The 17,106-nt window shown below is 59.4% G+C and carries 17 protein-coding genes; 14 read left to right on the forward strand and 3 right to left on the reverse strand.

The features are described from left to right. Window positions 1-115 precede the first annotated feature (115 nt). The 6 genes from CFBP4996_RS28030 to CFBP4996_RS28055 are packed head-to-tail and all read left to right on the forward strand — an operon-like array spanning window position 116 to window position 5,390. Window positions 116-988 (forward strand): fumarylacetoacetate hydrolase family protein, encoded by an 873-nt coding sequence (locus tag CFBP4996_RS28030; protein ID WP_080855197.1) that lies wholly within the window; start codon window positions 116-118, stop codon window positions 986-988. A 19-nt stretch (window positions 989-1,007) separates the two neighbouring features. Further along, window positions 1,008-2,165 (forward strand): NAD(P)/FAD-dependent oxidoreductase, encoded by a 1,158-nt coding sequence (locus CFBP4996_RS28035; protein WP_162936154.1) that lies wholly within the window; start codon window positions 1,008-1,010, stop codon window positions 2,163-2,165. Further along, window positions 2,162-3,928 carry an FAD-dependent oxidoreductase gene (locus CFBP4996_RS28040; RefSeq protein ID WP_080855199.1) on the forward strand — a complete coding sequence of 589 codons (1,767 nt, stop codon included), beginning with the start codon at window positions 2,162-2,164 and terminating at the stop codon, window positions 3,926-3,928. Before CFBP4996_RS28035 ends, CFBP4996_RS28040 begins: the two co-directional genes overlap by 4 nt. A 57-nt stretch (window positions 3,929-3,985) precedes the next feature. Further along, a complete protein-coding gene (locus CFBP4996_RS28045; protein ID WP_080855200.1) occupies window positions 3,986-4,327 on the forward strand; it encodes a RidA family protein in 342 nt (113 codons plus the stop codon). Between the two features lie 14 nt (window positions 4,328-4,341). Then, window positions 4,342-5,067 (forward strand): SDR family NAD(P)-dependent oxidoreductase, encoded by a 726-nt coding sequence (locus CFBP4996_RS28050; RefSeq protein WP_080855201.1) that lies wholly within the window; start codon window positions 4,342-4,344, stop codon window positions 5,065-5,067. 11 nt (window positions 5,068-5,078) lie between these two features. Then, window positions 5,079-5,390: an NIPSNAP family protein gene (locus CFBP4996_RS28055; protein WP_080855202.1), complete on the forward strand. Its 312-nt coding sequence runs from the start codon at window positions 5,079-5,081 to the stop codon at window positions 5,388-5,390. A 36-nt stretch (window positions 5,391-5,426) separates the two neighbouring features. Here CFBP4996_RS28055 and CFBP4996_RS28060 read toward each other — a convergent pair whose 3' ends face one another. Continuing rightward, window positions 5,427-6,344, reverse strand: a complete 918-nt coding sequence (locus CFBP4996_RS28060; RefSeq protein WP_080855203.1) for a LysR substrate-binding domain-containing protein — start codon at window positions 6,342-6,344, stop codon at window positions 5,427-5,429. Window positions 6,345-6,570: 226 nt separating this feature from the next. Here CFBP4996_RS28060 and CFBP4996_RS28065 point away from each other — a divergent pair, with 226 nt between their 5' ends. The 8 genes from CFBP4996_RS28065 (at window position 6,571) to CFBP4996_RS28100 (ending at window position 14,168) form a co-directional block, all read left to right on the forward strand. Then, on the forward strand, window positions 6,571-7,386 hold the full coding sequence (locus CFBP4996_RS28065) for a transporter substrate-binding domain-containing protein (protein ID WP_080855409.1): 816 nt from the start codon (window positions 6,571-6,573) through the stop codon (window positions 7,384-7,386). Window positions 7,387-7,492: 106 nt separating this feature from the next. Beyond that, window positions 7,493-8,158 carry an amino acid ABC transporter permease gene (locus CFBP4996_RS28070; protein WP_162936170.1) on the forward strand — a complete coding sequence of 222 codons (666 nt, stop codon included), beginning with the start codon at window positions 7,493-7,495 and terminating at the stop codon, window positions 8,156-8,158. Between the two features lie 11 nt (window positions 8,159-8,169). Next, window positions 8,170-8,826 carry an amino acid ABC transporter permease gene (locus CFBP4996_RS28075; RefSeq protein WP_080855204.1) on the forward strand — a complete coding sequence of 219 codons (657 nt, stop codon included), beginning with the start codon at window positions 8,170-8,172 and terminating at the stop codon, window positions 8,824-8,826. Beyond that, window positions 8,819-9,547: an amino acid ABC transporter ATP-binding protein gene (locus CFBP4996_RS28080; protein WP_080855205.1), complete on the forward strand. Its 729-nt coding sequence runs from the start codon at window positions 8,819-8,821 to the stop codon at window positions 9,545-9,547. The genes CFBP4996_RS28075 and CFBP4996_RS28080 overlap by 8 nt, the downstream gene beginning before the upstream one ends. Window positions 9,548-9,587: 40 nt before the next feature. Next, window positions 9,588-11,336 carry a thiamine pyrophosphate-binding protein gene (locus tag CFBP4996_RS28085; protein ID WP_080855206.1) on the forward strand — a complete coding sequence of 583 codons (1,749 nt, stop codon included), beginning with the start codon at window positions 9,588-9,590 and terminating at the stop codon, window positions 11,334-11,336. Between the two features lie 131 nt (window positions 11,337-11,467). Next, window positions 11,468-12,745, forward strand: coding sequence for a diaminopimelate decarboxylase (gene lysA / locus CFBP4996_RS28090; RefSeq protein ID WP_080855411.1), 1,278 nt, complete (start codon window positions 11,468-11,470; stop codon window positions 12,743-12,745). A 1-nt stretch (window position 12,746) separates the two neighbouring features. Then, entirely contained in the window at window positions 12,747-13,631 is an 885-nt protein-coding gene (locus CFBP4996_RS28095; RefSeq protein WP_080855207.1) for an aspartate dehydrogenase domain-containing protein, read from the forward strand. A 60-nt stretch (window positions 13,632-13,691) separates the two neighbouring features. Next, the gene (locus CFBP4996_RS28100) at window positions 13,692-14,168 is read left to right on the forward strand and encodes a nitrate reductase associated protein (protein WP_080855208.1); all 477 of its coding nucleotides are present in this window, start codon (window positions 13,692-13,694) and stop codon (window positions 14,166-14,168) included. A gap of 154 nt (window positions 14,169-14,322) precedes the next feature. Here CFBP4996_RS28100 and CFBP4996_RS28105 read toward each other — a convergent pair whose 3' ends face one another. Together CFBP4996_RS28105 and amaB are read right to left on the reverse strand one after the other, a co-directional pair. Beyond that, window positions 14,323-15,558 (reverse strand): pyridoxal phosphate-dependent aminotransferase, encoded by a 1,236-nt coding sequence (locus CFBP4996_RS28105; protein WP_080855209.1) that lies wholly within the window; start codon window positions 15,556-15,558, stop codon window positions 14,323-14,325. A gap of 22 nt (window positions 15,559-15,580) precedes the next feature. Continuing rightward, window positions 15,581-17,104 (reverse strand): L-piperidine-6-carboxylate dehydrogenase, encoded by a 1,524-nt coding sequence (gene amaB / locus CFBP4996_RS28110; RefSeq protein WP_080855210.1) that lies wholly within the window; start codon window positions 17,102-17,104, stop codon window positions 15,581-15,583. Window positions 17,105-17,106 lie beyond the last annotated feature (2 nt).

Below are 17,106 nucleotides of genomic sequence, written 5' to 3' on the forward strand. Positions count from 1 at the left end.
CGGATGATTTGATCGAGAAAACGCGTATTAACTGGGACGAAACCGGTTTGACCTGGTAAGTGCCGCTATGCTTCTCTAGTCCCACAACAACTATCGTTGAAATGGGAAATTTAAGATGAAGTTAGTTCGCTTCGGTGAAAAAGGCCGCGAACGTCCAGGCGTTGTAGCTACAGATGGAAGTTTTCGAGATGTGTCGTCTATTGTTGACGACTTCTCGCCCGAAACATTGAGCGGAGAATTGCTTCGAAAGCTCCGCTCAATCAATCTTGATGCTTTCCCGAAGGTGCCTGCGTCGACGCGCATCGCGGCGCCGCTGTCCCGCACAGGCCATTTCATCGCCATTGGTCTCAACTATGCAGACCATGCCGAGGAAACCGGCTCGCCGATCCCGGCCGAACCGATCATCTTCTCGAAGGCGTCGAGCTGCCTCAGCGGCCCCAACGATACGGTCTATATTCCGCGCGGGGCTGAGAAGTGCGATTGGGAGTTGGAGCTCGCGATCATCATCGGCAAGGGCGGCAGCTATATCGAGGAGAGCGACGCGATCGATCACGTCCTCGGCTATGCTATCTGCAACGATGTCTCGGAGCGAGCTTACCAGCTCGAGCGCGGCGGCCAGTGGGTCAAGGGAAAGAGCGCTCCGACGTTCGGCCCTGTCGGACCCTGGATCGTCACCACCGATGAAATCGCCGACCCCCACAATCTCTCCATGTTTCTGGAGCTCAACGGCCAGAAGGTACAGTCCGGCAGCACGAAGACGATGATCTTCTCCGTGGCCCAGATCGTCTCCTACTGCTCGAATTTCATGCTCCTCGAGCCCGGCGATATCATCACCACCGGCACCCCTCCGGGCGTCGGCATGGGTCAGAAGCCGCCGCGTTTCCTGAAGGATGGGGACACGATGCGTCTCCATATCGAGGGGCTCGGCGAGCAGAAGCAGTCTGTCAGCGCAGCTGGCACCGGGGAGGGTCGGGTTCGGGCGGCCTGAAACCTGGCCGGTGAAGCGTATGAAGCGCGACGTTGCGATTATCGGTGGAGGGCTGACGGGTTGTGCCCTGGCATATTTTCTGGCCCGTGAGGGCGCCAGGGTGACAGTATTCGAACAGTACGACATCAATACGCAGGCTTCAGGCGCCAATGCCGGAAGTCTGCACGCGCAAATCATCGACGCCAGTCTCTTTGAAGACGATGGCGTCGATATCAGTACCGCTGTTCCATCGACCCGCATATTGATCGAGGCCGCCAAATTCTGGGCGGCGCTCGATGCAGAGTTTCACGAGCGGCTCGAAATCCACATCAAAGGTGGTCTCGTCGTCGCCGATACGGATCGGCAAGTCGAGTTGCTGAAGCGAAAGATAGACTACGAGCGCTCACAGGGCCTGGTGGTCGATTTTGTTGATCGCGACCGATTGCGGGTGCTTGCACCATATCTGACGGATCAGGCGAAGGGTGGCGCACTGTGCCCCCTCGAAGGCAGTGCAAACTCGCTCCTTTCGGCATCGCTCTTTTCCGAGAAGGCCAAGGCACTGGGAGCCGAAATCCATCTCTTCGAGCCTGTCCAGGCTATTGATCGCGACCCCGCCGGCTACCGCATTGTAACCGACAAGCGGACCGTGGTCTCCGATATCGTCGTCAATTGCACGGGTGCGGGCGCCAATCGTATCAACGGGATGCTGGGCTTCGAACTGCCGATCTGGGGTATCCCATATCAGGCGACGGTGACGGAGCCGACGGAGCATTTCCTGGACCACATCCTCTTTTACGGCGGTGGCGGCCTGACACTGAAGCAGACCGTCCGTGGCGCTGTGATTATTGGCGGTGGCTGGGAAGCGGAACCCCTTGGCGCGCAGAACTGGTCTCGGACCCGCATCGAATCGCTTTGCGGCAATATGGAGACGTGTTTGCGCATCGTCCCGCGGGTCGGGGAGTTGCGGGCGGTTCGCTCCTGGACGGGCTACGTCAACATCACCGCAGACATGCAACCGATCATAGGCGAAGTACCGGGCGAGCCCGGCTTCTACGTCGCCAACTTCCCCTACATGGGTTTCACCGGTGGGCCATTCACAGGCTGGGCGGCGTCACAGCAGGTTCTCGGCAAGCCCATGAACCTTGATTTGGGCGCGTTGTCTCCCGCCAGATTCGCAAACCAGGGGGTGGGTCGATGAGGACGAACCTCCCAGGCATCTCCGATCAACGCAGGATGATTTCATTCACCTTCGAGGACAGGAGCATCAAGGCTTTCGAGGGCGATACGATCGCCGCCGCGATGAGCGCAGAAGAGATTGTCACCCTTCGTAAGGAGCCCAAGGGCACTCCAAGGGGCGTTTATTGCGGAATGGGCGTCTGCCAGGACTGCATTGTCGATGTCGAGGGGGTCGGCAAGGCGCGGGCCTGCATGACCAAGGTTGCCGATGGGATGGTTGTGGGTCGAAGTCGCCAGGGGCGGCAACCTGTCGTCGGTCAGGCCCGTTTTGAAAGCGACGAGCGATCGGTTGATACGCTTGTCGTTGGTGGAGGGCCTGCCGGTATTGCTGCGGCGACGGCGCTTGCAGTGGCAGGCGTGGACACGCTTCTCATCGACGAACGGCACCAGCTCGGCGGTCAATATTTCAAGCAGCCCGCCGAGCCCTTCACGATCAATGTGGCCAACCTCGATCGACAGTTCCGCAGCGGTCGCGAAAAGATCGCCCGGCTAATGGCGCTCGGTCCCGGCGTCATGCTGGGAACAACGCTATGGGGGACATTCTCAGGCAATCGCGTCGCCGTGAGCTCCGCCAGCAAAACGACGATCATCACATACAAGCGACTGATCATCGCTACCGGTGCTTACGAGCGCAGCATCCCGATTTCCGGCTGGACCTTGCCCGGCTCGATGACGACGGGTGCCGTCCAAACTCTTTTGCGATCGTCTCAGATCGTTCCCGGCAAGCGGTTCTTCGTCACCGGCAACGGACCGCTCAACCTTCAGGTCGCCTATGAACTGGTCAAGGCCGGCGCCAGGGTCGTAGGCGTTGCGGAAGCAGGGCATCCGATTTCGCCCCGCAGCGTTTTCGACGTCGCCGCACTCGCTCGATACGCGCCGGACCTCGCGGTTGATGGCCTGCGATATCTCTCGTTACTGACGGCGAAAGGCGTGCCGATTCATTTTGGCCAGGCGGTTGTTGCTGCCGAAGGCAACGATCGGGTCGAGCGGGTCCATCTGGCAAAAATCGATGAGAACGGAAAGCCGCACGCCGATGTGAAGGTTGTCTCGACGGATATCCTGTGTGCAGGCTACGGGTTCAATCCATCCAACGAGATCGCGCGTGCTCTCGGTTGCGAGCATACCTTCGATCACGACAGATCTGTTCTCGTACCCGTGCGCGACGACAGCTTCCGGTCATCGCTTTCGGATGTCTGGATCGTCGGCGATTGCGCAGGTCTTGGCGGTGCGAGGGCGGCGATGGCCAGCGGCGCCATTGCCGGTATTGCCGCGGCGCGAGGGGCGACAGGGCAAGTTGGCCACGCAGAATCCGAGCTGCGGGCCGAACGGACAAAATACGTCCGTGCAACCCGGTTTCAGGAACGTCTATGGCGCGCCTATCATGCTCCAGCGCTCGGGACGAAGCTGGCGGGCGACCAAACTCTGATATGCCGGTGCGAGAGTGTCAGTCTCGGCGACCTTGAACAGGCATGCAGAAGCGGCGTCCAGACGATCGGGGCCGTCAAGCGTCTCACACGCGCGGGAATGGGCCCCTGCCAGGGGCGGTTCTGTTCGCACAATGTGGCCCAAATGGTCCATGAGCGCACAGGGGCTCCGATTACGGAATTCTCGCTTTTCGCACCCCGCCTGCCATTCAAGCCTCAACCGATATCCGCCTTTGAGGCGCTGGCAAACAGGCGGGATGATCCTCTCTACCCCTTGGAAAAGGGTGCGCCGGTCGACTGAGCACTCCTTGGCCAAGTGGTCCCAGCATGCACACACATCGATAAAGGAGACGAAGCAATGGTTCAACGCAGTGGCATCGGCAAACGAATGTGCCAGGCCAGCATTCACAACGGTACGATCTATCTCGCCGGACAGGTCGCTGCTCCGGGCAAGTCGACCGGCGAGCAGACGCTGGCGGTGCTGGATCAGATCGAAGGCATCCTGAAGGAACATGGTTCGGACCGGTCGAAGCTTCTCCAGGTGACTGTGTGGCTGCAGGACATGGCCGATTATGACGAAATGAATGCCGTCTGGGATGAATGGGTTGCGCCGAACAATGGACCGGGCAGAGCAACCTGCCAGGCAAAGCTCTACACCGACGAGTATCGCGTCGAGATGATCGCGACCGCCGCTCTTTGAAACATGGAGATACTATGAACAGCATTGACCTGAAGGGTAAGAAGGCGATCGTCACGGGTGCAAGCGGAAGCATTGGAAGCGCGATCGCCGAGCGGTTTCGACGCTCCGGCGCCATCCTCTCGCTCTGGGATCTCAAAAAGCCGGATGCGGGCGCTGGCGAGTATGGTTTTGCGGTCAACGTAACGGACTCGGCTCAGGTGGCCGACGCCGCGAAAGCGACGTCCGACGCGCTCGGTGGCATCGACATCCTGATCAACTGCGCCGGTATCGCCGGCTCGGTTGGGCCGATCGAGGACTATAGCGACAAGGATTTCGACGACGTCGTGAAGATCAACCTTTACGGCGCGTTCTACTGCGGCCGCGCCGTTCTTCCGTACATGCGCCAGGGGGGCTACGGGCGTATCGTGAACTTCGCCTCGATGGCGGGCAAGGACGGTAACCCCAACGCCTGTGCCTACAGCGCGGCAAAGGCCGGCGTCATCGGACTGACCAAGAGCATGGGCAAGGAGCTCGCGAGGACGGGGATCCTTGTCAATGCCGTCGCACCGGGGGTGATCGATTCCGAGATGGTGCGACACGAACCCGAGGAACATATCCAGTCGCTTCTGGCAAAGATGCCGATGGCGCGGCTCGGCTCGGTGGATGAGGTTGCGGCTCTCGTCTCCTGGATCGCTTCGGAAGACTGCTCCTTCACCACCGGCTTCATCTTCGACATCTCTGGCGGCCGCGCCGTCTACTAGGAGGTTACTTCATGCTTATCGAGCATCGCACTTATACGATCATTCCCGGCAAGATGGGCGACTTCACGAAGCTCTACGGCGGTGAGCCGTTCCAGTTGCAGCGCAAGATCCAAGGGAACCTCCTCGGCTACTTCCAGACCGAAAGCGGGGAATTGAGCCAGTTGATCAACATCTGGGCCTATGATTCCATGGAAGACCGCAATCGCCGGCGGGCGGAGCTCGCCAAGGAGGTGGTCTGGCAGGACTATCTCAAGGTCTGCACCCAGTATATCAGCAGGATGGAGAACCGGTTTCTGACGCCGACGTCCTTCTTCTCCATGTGACATTGCAGGGGTAAAGAAGCCGCAGGCTGCCCGATGCTACACGCTGTCGAAGCGATCACGGTTCTTGACCGAAGCAAAGGTCCACTGACAGAACTCCTCGATCACGTCCTTGTCCGCCTTTTTCTCTGACGTCACGAGATAGTAGCGGTCCTGGTTGATCATCGACAGATTGATCGCTGGAACGAGAACCTTGTCCTTAAGCTCCTGCTCAATAAGATAGGTGGGCAGGAGCGCCACCCCTAAGCCGTTGCATGCCGCTGATATAATGGCTGAAAAACTGTCTACACGGCTCCCCGTCAGCGACAAGTCTAGCGGAAGCCCGGTCATTTCGAACCACCCCTGCCACAGGAGCGGCCGGGTGCTGTTTTGGATGAGCGGAAGGTCCAGGAGCCCGGAAGCCTTTTGAACATCCCTGTTCCGCACCAGACCTGGTGCGCAGACCGGTAGTAAAATCTCCTTGCACAGATAACGGCAATGTCCGTTTGGCCAGACATTTTTCCCGAGATGGAATGCGATGTCGCAAGCCTGTTCCTCGAGCTCGAATGGCCGGTCGAACGTGAAAAGGTCGAGATGCAAGTTTTGCCATTTCTGTGTGAAGGATGAGAGCCGTGGAATGAGCCAGCGGCTCATGAACGCGGTCGGAGCTGCGATCCGCAAGGTCTGCTGATAGCTGCTTGAACTGATCGTCCGGGCCATGATCGCGTCGCTGTCGGCCAGCAGTTTTTCGATATCCTTATGAAACTTGCGACCAATGTCGGTCAGCAGAACTTGTCGCCTGATGCGTGTGAACAGCGAGACCCCGAGCTGTTGCTCAAGCTCCAGGATATGACGGCTTATCGTGCTTTGAGTGAGGTTCAGTTCCTGGGCGGCCAAGGTGAAGTTCTCATGCCGCGCGGCACTGTCGAAACTTCTCAGGAACACCAGGTCCGGAACAAGGCGGCGGCGGAAATCCATGCAAACCCCGCATTAATTCATCGAAATTCAGCGATTTCATTGCCCGGGCATCATGGCAATATTCTTGCAGATTGGCAACAAAAAGCCATCTGCCGAAAGTGCAAATAGTCATTATATCTCAGTTGGTTGGGTGGAAGTCTCCCGACTGCCTGACGACGACTTGGTACTGCCATGCAATTTGTTTGCGACGGCAAAGATCGGGAACCAAACATAGGGGAACCAAATGATGAAACTGGGTATAGTAGGGTTGACGGCACTCGCCGTCGTGGCTTTGCCGATTTCGGCCAACGCCGACCAGCTTGACGACATCATCTCGTCGGGCACGCTGCGATGTGCCGTGACGCTGGATTTCCCGCCGATGGGTTTCCGGGATGCCAAGGGTGACCCGGCCGGTTTCGACGTCGATACCTGCAAGGATCTCGCAAAAGCGCTCGGCGTAAAGCCGGAAGTGATCGACGTCCCCTTCCCTGACCGTATCCCCGCGATCGTCACCAACCGGGCCGACGTTGCAGTGGCGTCGACCTCCGACACCCTCGAGCGCGCCAAGACGATCGGTCTCTCAATTCCCTATTTTTCCTTCACCTTTGCCATCGTCACCCGCGCTGACAGCGCTGTTAAGGGCTACGACGATCTCGCCGGCCTGAAGGTCGGCGCCGTCTCCGGTGTTTTTGAAGCCGTCAAGCTCGAGGCGGACATCAAGGCCTGGAACAAGGGCGGAAGCTTCCGGGCCTATCAGAACCAGAATGACGTCTTCCTGGCGCTTCAGCAGGGCCAGATCGACGCGACCGTTGTCACCAATACGGTGGCGGCGTCGACCGTCAAGGATGGCAAGTTCGGCGCGATGAAAGTGCCCGCGGATGCGCCCTGGGCACCGGACTTCGTCTCGATCGCCGCGCTGCGCGAGGAATACGGGGTGCTGCGATATCTGGACCTCTTCGTCCATCAGCAGGTCAGAACCGGGCGCTACGAGGAACTGTTCAAACAGTGGATCGGAAAAGACGTCACGCCACCGCGCCTGACGCTCGACAAGGTTTATTATTGATCCGGACGTTACCGGCCGTTCGATCGCGGGCGTTGTCTCACAAGGATAGTGCCCGCGAGAGCGGCCGCCCTGGTCGCGTTTGAGCTCGTCCGCCGACAGGAATTTTATCGTGTATTATCGTTTCCAATGGATGCAAGCATTCAGAAGGCTCCCGGAAATCCTTCCCGGGGTACTGGTGACGCTTGAGATTGCCGTCATTTCCATACTGCTCGGCCTCGTATTGTCTTTTGTGCTTGCCTACCTGAAGACGGCAAAGCCGGCCGGCCTTCATATTCTCTCGGACGCGTGGGTCAGCATCGCGCGCAACACGCCTGCGCTTCTTCAGGTCTACTTCCTTTACTTCGGACTGGGTTCTCTCGGGATCAGAATAGACTCGCTGGTGGCCGTCATTCTTGGCATCACCTTCAACAATGCCGGCTACCTTCGCGACGTGATGATTGCTGGCGTCAACGCGGTGCCCGCCACGCAGATCCGTGCTGCCCGCTCACTGGGATTAGGAGCCTTCCAGACCTTTCTCTCGGTCACGCTACCACAGGTCATGCGGTACGTGTTCAGCCCGCTGATGAACCAGCTCTCCTGGTCCGTGCTGATGTCTTCGCTCGGCATGTTTGTCGGCCTCAACACGGATGTTACGGCGCTTACGCAGAACATCAACGCCCGTACCTTTCGCACATTTGAGATTTTTACGATCGCTGCGGTGATTTACTACCTGATCATCAAGGCGTTGAACCTTTTGTCCAAGCTCGTCGCATGGCGTCTGTTCAGGTATTAGGGGCGCAGCGGATGGATTTTTTCTCGGCAGTCGGCTGGAATGGAACCGTATCCCTGTTGTGGGGCGCCGGCGTCACTTTGCTCCTGACCATCATCGCGGTGATCGGGGGAACCCTGATCGGCACGGTCCTCGGGCTGATCCGCGGCATTTCCGGCCCGGTCATTGCTCTGCCTGTTGTCTTTGTTACCGACGCTCTCAAGTCGGTTCCGCTGATCATCCAGCTGATCCTCGCCAACTCCGCCCAGGCGGCATTCCGGCTCGGAATGAACCCCTTCATGGTTTCCTGCGCCGTGCTCATCCTCTACACGGCAGCCTATCAAAGCGAAATCGTCGCCGGCGGCTACCGAGAAGTTCCTGCCAACCTCAGACGGGCGAGCCGCTCACTCGGGCTGACGTTCTGGCAGGACGTCACTTACATCGTATTCCCGCTGGCGACACGGCTCGTCTTTCCGGCATGGATCGGCCTGGTGCTCGGCGTGATGAAGGATACGGCGCTCGTCTACTCGATCGGCGTGATCGAACTGATGCGATCCGGACAGATCATCATCACGCGCATCCAGGAACCGATCATAATCCTGACGATCGTCGGCGTGCTTTATTACCTTCTGAGCTTGCCGATTGCCTGGGCCGGCGGCCGCGTTCAACAAAGATGGGTACGAAATGATTGAAATCGACTCAGTCAGAAAGTCGTTCGGAACCTTTGAGGTGCTCAAGAACGTCTCGCTTACGGTAAAGAAGGGCGAGGTTGTATCGCTGATCGGCGGCTCGGGTTCAGGAAAATCGACGCTTCTGATGTGCATCAACGGCCTGGAGGGTATCAACAGCGGCGCGATCCGTATCGATGGCGTCGAGGTCCATGCATCTTCCACCGACCTCAACAAATTGCGCCGGCGGATCGGCATCGTCTTTCAGCAATGGAATTCCTTTCCCCACCTCACGGTTCTCCAGAACATCACGCTGGCGCTCCGCAAGGTCCTCAGGAAGCCGAAGGATGAAGCGATCGAGATCGCGAAAAAGCACCTCGCCCATGTCGGGCTGAGCGGGACGCTTGACCGCTACCCGAACAGCATGTCCGGCGGTCAGCAGCAGCGACTGGCGATCGCCAGAGCACTGGCGATGGGGCCGGACTATATGCTGTTCGACGAGGTGACCTCAGCCCTCGACCCGATTCTGGCCGGCGAAGTGCTCGATACCATGCGCATGCTGGCGGCCGAGGGCATGACGATGATCGTCGTCACGCATGAGATGGGCTTTGCGAAAGAGGTTTCCGATCGCGTCGCCTTCTTTAAGGACGGTGAGATCCTGGAGATCGGCACGCCGAGCCGGATTTTCGAACAATGTCAACATCCCGAAACAAAGAAGTACGTCAGCACCTCCAGGGTCAAGTGATCCTGTCCGCTAGAGATACTCAGATACCGAAAGGTCGAAAATGAACGGCGCAGATATTCTGGTAGAGATGCTTGTACGTTATGGCGTCAACGACCTGTTCGGTGTCCCAGGCGACACCAACGTTTCCTTATATTCGGCATTGCAGCGCCGCGTCGGCGAGATCAGGCATATCATGTGCCGTGACGAGCGAAGTGCCGGTTACATGGCGGACGCCTATGCACGCATCTCAAACAAGGTCGGCGTGTTCGAGGCGCCATCCGGGGCCGGGGCGATGTACTCGCTGCCGCCCGTTGCGGAAGCGAACTCGTCTTCCGTGGCGATGATCCTTCTCACCATCGACATTCCACTGTCCGGCGAAGGCAGAGGTGTGATTACGGAACTGGACTGCAAGACCCTGTTCGAGCCGATCACCAAAGCGTCGATACAAATCAAGTCGACCGACAAGATTCCGGAAACGGTTCGCCGCGCTTTCCGTATCGCAACCAGCGGCACGCCCGGCGCCGTGCACCTGGTGATCCCCGAGGACATTCTCGATCACGAGGCCTCTATTGCTCCGGAGGCGATCTACGCCGAAGACGAATGCAGCTCGTTCCCCTCTTTTGCAACGGCTCCGTCTCAGGATGCAGTCCAGCGTCTCGTGGCCTTGCTGGGCGAGAGCAGCCGGCCGGTTATCGTCGCCGGAGGCGGTTGCAACCGTGGCAAAGCCGGCGACGCGCTGCTGCGTTTTGTTGAAAAGACCAACATTCCGGTAGTGACATCGATCACTGGTCAGGGCGTCCTGCCGGATGACCACAAACTGGCCATTGGCGTCATCGGCGACAATGGCTTTCATCCCCATGCAAATCGCGCGCTCGAGGAAAGCGACCTCATCCTCTACATCGGCAGCAAGGTCGGTTCGGTTGTCACTGTCGGCTGGTCATTGCCGAAGAAGAACGTCGAGCGAAAGATTGTCCAGATAGACAGCGATCCCAATGTGCTCGCCAACACGGCTCATAACGATTTGTCGATCTGCTCCGACGCAAGATTGGCTCTCGAAGCGCTCGTTGACGCATTCGATGAGCAGAAAGCTCGCGACTACACGAGCTGGGTTCAGACGATCAATGTCTGGCGCGGTGCGTTCTGGGACGCCTCGATGAAATTCTCTGCCGATACGACGTCTCCGCTCAAGCCCGAGGTCGTCGTGTCTGTGCTGAACAATAGCCGGCTTTTCCCTGCCAATGTGCTCTCCGATGCCGGAACGCCGACGCCGTACATGACGCGGTTCTTCAAAATTATCGACGGTCAGTCGACGTTCATCATACCGCGCGCGTTCGGCGGACTTGGTTATGCGATCCCGGCCGTCGTCGGCGCCTGGGTGGCAGACCCCGACAAGCGCCCGATCGGTCTGTTCGGGGACGGATCGTTCAATATGAGCGTTGGCGAACTGGAAACCCTGGTGCGCCTGCAGGTTCCAGCGCTGCTCCTGCATTTCAACAATGCCTGCTTTGGCTGGATCAAAGGCCTGCATCGTATGCAGGGACGCGGAACCAACGACTGCTATTCCGTGGATTTCTCGCGTGGCGACGCGGCCGCAATTGCCGACGCCTTCGGCATCAAATCGTTCAAGGTTGAAACCGCCGAAGAATTCCGCGACGCGATCATTTACGCTGAAAAGCACAAAGATGGCCCGATCTTCATCGACATCGTCATCGAGTCGCTGGCCGAACGTGTTCCCCCTGTTTTCTCATGGCTGAGAAAGCAAGGCGCCGATCCGCTCTCGAACGATACCATGAACCGGGAATTCAATTGATGTGATCCTGCTGAGCGGCCTGGCTTTTCAGGTCGCTCAGAGCCGGTTTTCACTGCCGCAATGGGCGGTCGTAGGGCCGTTCCGCAGGCAACACCATTCTCGGGGAGCCAGTGGGACGCGAAGGGTTTGCCGTGAACGCATTCGAATATCAAAATGGCCTGATGCATGCAGAAGGTGTGTCTGTCGCGGCGATCGCTGAAGCCGTCGGAACGCCTTTTTATCTATATTCGAGTGCGGCGCTGGCCGGAGGATTTCTGGCTTTCCAGGATGCCTTCTCAGACGTCGATTCCCTCGTTTGCTATGCCATGAAGGCCAATTCGAACCAGGCCGTGCTAAAGACGCTCGGGCCGTTAGGCGCGGGCATCGATGTCGTGTCAGAAGGCGAGCTGAGGCGCGCACTTGCCGCGGGTATTCCTGCTGACAGGATTGTGTTTTCAGGCGTTGGGAAAACGGCTCCTGAAATGGATTTCGCGCTCGACGCCGGAATTTACTGCTTCAACGTCGAAAGCGAAGCGGAACTGGAAGCTCTGAATGAGCGCGCGATCGGAAAAGGAAAGAGAGCACCAGTTTCACTGCGCGTGAATCCCGACGTCGACGCGCGTACGCACGCCAAGATTTCCACCGGCAAAAAGGAAAACAAGTTCGGGCTGGCCTTCACGCGTGTTCGGGAGATTTACGCGCGTGCTGCCTTGCTGCCGGGCCTCGAGATTGCCGGTATCGACATGCATATCGGCAGCCAGATCACCGATCTGGAACCTTTCGCCAATGCCTTTGATCTGCTCCGTGAACTAATTGAAACATTACGCAGCGACGGACATCAAATTGGGCATATCGATATCGGTGGGGGGCTCGGAATTCCCTATAGTGATTCGGATCAACGTCCTCCTGATCCAGCCGCATACGCCAAGGTCGTCAAGGATCGGCTAAGTGGTCTCGGATGCAAGATTATCCTGGAACCCGGGCGATCGATCGCTGGGAATGCCGGCGTGCTGATCACCAAAGTCATTTATCTGAAGCATGAAGGCGACAGGCATTTCGTGATTGTCGATGCCGGCATGAACGACCTGATACGGCCGACCCTTTACGACGCGCACCACGACATATCACCCGTTTGCCAATCTGTCCCCGGGGCCGCCTCCATTCGGGTCGATGTCGTCGGACCCGTTTGCGAAACCGGCGATTTCCTGGCTCTTGGTCGTCGCATGCCACTGGTCGAAGCGGGCGACCTGTTGGCCGTCGGTTCCGCCGGCGCCTACGGTGCCGTGCAGGCCTGCGAATATAATTCGCGCCCTCTCATTGCGGAGGTGTTGGTCAAGGGCGATGCCTTCCACGTCATCAGGCCTCGTCGGTCCTTCGAGGAAATGATCGCGGCCGACAGCCTGCCTGCCTGGTTGACCGAGGAGCGATAGTATGACGTTGCAGCACGAGCACCCTCCCTTTTCCCCCTCACAGTCGTCGCACAGCGACAATCGGAGCCGACCACAATTTTTGAAGGTCGGAATGGTCGGCCTGGGAAGCGCCGGCCGTCAGATCGCGACAGCTCTCGTCGAAGGTGCTATTCCGGGCGTCTCCCTTACGGCCGTTTCCGTTCGTGACGCGGCAAAAGCGCAGGCTTTCCTGTCGGACCGGAACTTTGACATCCCGGTCGTGCCACTCTCCAGACTGGCAGACCATTGTGACATTGCCATCGAAGTCGCCACCGGTGCGGCGATGCCGGAAATCGTCGAGAATATAAGCGTGAGAGGCACGGATCTGATCTGCGTCAGTGCTGGCGGGCTCCTGGCAATTCCTGATCTGGAATCGATCCTCGAGGCGAATGGCGCGATGCTCCAGATTGCAACAGGTGCGATACCCGGCCTCGACATCCTCCGCAGTGCAGCAGAGGGAACGATCGATTCGGTGCATCTGACGACACGGGTCAAGACAGAGTCATTGGCACACGAGCCTTTCGTTCTTCAACAAGGATTGGACTTCCGCGCTGCCGCACCAACCGCGCCCGTCAGGGTTTTTCATGGGTCAGCCGCAGATGCCGCTCGTGCTTTTCCCCGTCATCTCAACGTGGCTGTGTCGCTGAGCCTGGCAGGTATCGGCTTCGAGCGGACAACCATTGAAATGTGGATTGATCCGCACGTGTCAGGGGCTGTTCATAGTCTGCGCGTCGAGGGTCTGGAGATCGCACTCACCCTTGAAAGCCGAAATGTGCCGTCCCTCAACCCTAAAACATCAAGAATAGTCGCCCCAAGCGTGCTTGCAGCTCTTCGATCGAGAGTGGCGAGGATTCGGGTTGGCTCCTAGTGGCAGGATCGGAAACGGGCTCTGCCCTCAACCCTAGACCACATCAGGCAGGAGTTCGCAATGAGTGCATCAGCCGCCGGGAACCGTCAAATATTCGACTTCGAGCTCGATTTTGCCAACACGCTCCGTTGCGTGCCGATGGCAGTGCGCCGCAAGTTGGATCTGGTGGGCGTGAAATTATCGCTCAGGCAGTGGAGTCAGTTCAAGCTGGAGGATCGCGCGTCGCTTCTTGAACTGGCTTGCGAAACCACGGACGAAATCGAAAAATATCGTGAGACCCTTGTCGAGCTTATTGGCCTTCGTACAAGAGGATCCGTCACACTCATCGATGTCGTCAATGATGCCGAATGGATGAACATTTCCGCGGTTCCCGAGGCCGTAATCCGCGAGGCCGAAGCAAAAGGCCACAAACCTCCACTTCTCTCTCAATGGGCAGGCTTAACGGACCTGCAGCGCTTTGCTCTGCTCAAACTAACACGCTCGGGACATGACAATGAAAACTTCGTGCCGGCGCTGCGCGAATTCGATTGCGGATGACTATCTGACTGCAGCGGCGGCTAAAGAGGATACGAAGGACGGCCTTAACGTCTGCGCCGGAGTGGTTCACTGTATATTGCGCATTTCAGCAGCGGAACCCCTGCCCTTCCCTGCCCCTCGGCCCAACGGACTGCGCCGAGTTTCTACCAGAAACTCAGATTTGTAATTTCTGACATGCATCGCTGATGCGTTTCAAAGCCTCCTCAAGCTCTGCCTCCGACGTGGCATAGGAGATGCGGAAATAGGGAGAGAGGCCGAAGGCGGAGCCGGGAACGACGGCGACATGGGCGTCTTCGAGAAGGTAGTCCGTGAAGTCGCTGTCGGCCTCGATGCGCTTGCCCTTGGGCGTCGTCTTGCCGATCACGCCGGCGCAGCCGGCGAAGGTATAGAAGGCACCTTCCGGAGTGCGGCATGCAAGACCGGGAATGGCGTTCAGCGCCGAGACGACGAGGTCGCGGCGGTGCTTGAAGCTCGCCTGGCGGTCTTTCAGAAAATCCTGCGGACCATTCAGCGCCTCGACGGAGGCAGCCTGGCTGACTGAGGAGGGGCAGGAGGTCGCCTGGCTCTGGATCACGGCCATGGCCTTGATCAGCGCCTTCGGGCCGCCGGCATAGCCGATGCGCCAGCCGGTCATGGCGTAGGCCTTGGAAACACCGTTGATCGTCAGCGTGCGGCTTTTCAGGCGCGGCTCGATGGCGACGGGAGTCACAAACTCGAAACCGTCATAGACTATGTGCTCGTACATGTCGTCGACCATCAGCCAGACATGCGGATGGCGCAGCAGCACGTCGAGCAGCGGGCGATAATCGGCTTCGCTATAGGCGGCGCCCGACGGGTTTGACGGCGAGTTGAAGAGCACCCAGCGGGTGTTCGGCGTAATCGCCTTTTCGAGTTGCTCGGCCTTCAGGCGGAAGCCGGCTTCCGCGTCGCAGGGGATCAGCACCGGCACGCCGCCGCAGATCTCCACAATGTCGGAATAGGATGTCCAGTAGGGCGTCGGGATGATCACCTCGTCGCCCGGATTGATCGTCGCCATGAAGGCGTTGAACAGGATCTGCTTGGCGCCCGTCGCGACGGTGACCTCGTCGAGTGCATAGTCGACGTCGTTTTCGCGGCGGAATTTTTCGCAGATCGCCTTCTTCAGCTCCGGCGTCCCGTCGAGCGCGGTGTATTTGGTCTCGCCTCGGTCGATCGCGGCTTTGGCGGCGGCCTTGACGTTATCGGGCGTGTCGAAGTCAGGCTCGCCGGCGCCGAGGATGATGACCGGCAGGCCTTCCTTCTTCATGGCGCTCGCGCGCGCACCGATCTGCAGGATCTTCGAGACGCCGATGGCGGCGATGCGCGCGGCGGGGACAAAAGCCGCCTCTTCGATCTTGGTCTGGCTGTTCATGGTCGCTTACTCGATGTCGCCCTTATTCGATGTCGAAAGAGACGCCCTGCGCGAGCGGCAGGGCCTTTGAATAGTTCACCGTGTTGGTGGCGCGGCGCATATAGGCCTTCCAGGCGTCGGAGCCGGATTCGCGCCCGCCGCCGGTTTCCTTTTCGCCGCCGAACGCGCCGCCGATCTCGGCGCCGGACGTGCCGATGTTGACATTGGCGATGCCGCAGTCGGAACCGTCAGCCGACAGGAAGCGCTCGGCTTCCTGAACGTTGAGCGTGAAGATCGACGAGGAAAGACCGGCCGAAACGGCGTTGTGGTCGTCCAGCACGGCTTCGAAGTCGGAATATTTCATGACGTAGAGGATCGGCGCGAAGGTCTCTTCGAGGACCGGGCCGGCCTGCTTCGGCATTTCGACGATGGCGGGCTTCACATAATAGGCCGTGTCCTTGCCGGCTTCGGTGACGCGCTCGCCGCCGGTGACGGAACCGCCCTCGGCCTTGGCTGCCGCCAGCGCCTTCTGCATGCCGTCGAAGGCCTGCTTGTCGACGAGCGGGCCGACGAGGGCGGAGGTTTCCAGCGGATTGCCCACGGAAACGCTCGTATAGGCCTTCTTCAGGCGCGGAACGAGCTGGTCGTAGACGCTGTCATGCACGAAGAGGCGGCGCAGCGTCGTGCAGCGCTGGCCGGCGGTGCCCATGGCGCCGAAGGCGATGGCGCGCAGTGCCATATCGAGGTCGGCAGACGGGCAGACGATGCCGGCATTGTTGCCGCCGAGTTCGAGGATCGAGCGGGCGAAACGTTTTGCCAGACGCGGGCCGACTTCCTTGCCCATGCGGGTGGAGCCGGTGGCCGAGACGAGCGCGACCTTGTGGTTGTCGACGAGGGCTTCGCCGATGGCACGGTCGCCGATGAGGATCTGGGAAAGGTTCGCCGGGGCGTCACCGAAGCGGGCGAGCGCACGCTCGAAGATCGCCTGGCAGGCAAGCGCCGTCAGCGGGGTCTTCTCGGAGGGCTTCCAGACGATGGAATTGCCGGCTACGAGCGCCAGAGCGGCATTCCACGACCAGACGGCAACCGGGAAGTTGAAGGCCGAGATGATGCCGACGACGCCGAGCGGATGCCAGGTCTCCATCATGCGGTGGCCGGGGCGCTCGGTGGCGATGGTGAGGCCGTAGAGCTGACGGGAGAGGCCGACGGCGAAATCGCAGATGTCGATCATTTCCTGCACTTCGCCGAGGCCTTCGGAGGTGATCTTGCCGGCCTCGATGGAGACGAGGCGGCCGAGATCGGCCTTGGCGGCACGCAGCTCCTCGCCGAGCAGGCGGACGAGCTCGCCGCGCTTGGGGGCGGGCACGAGGCGCCAGGCCTTGAAGGCTTCGTGGGCGGCGTCGATGGCCTTTTCGGTTTCAGCGGCCGAGACGGTCTTGAGCTTGGCGATCTCCTCGCCGGTGACCGGGCTGTAGGAGGCCATGTCGCCGCCTTCCCAGGCGCTGCGCGGTACGCCGAGCTTGTCGAGAAGGCTCAAGGTTTCCTGTTTCACGTCGACTGTCGTCATGG

Origin of the sequence: Agrobacterium leguminum (assembly GCF_005144435.2) — a bacterium.
GTDB lineage: Bacteria > Pseudomonadota > Alphaproteobacteria > Rhizobiales > Rhizobiaceae > Agrobacterium > Agrobacterium leguminum.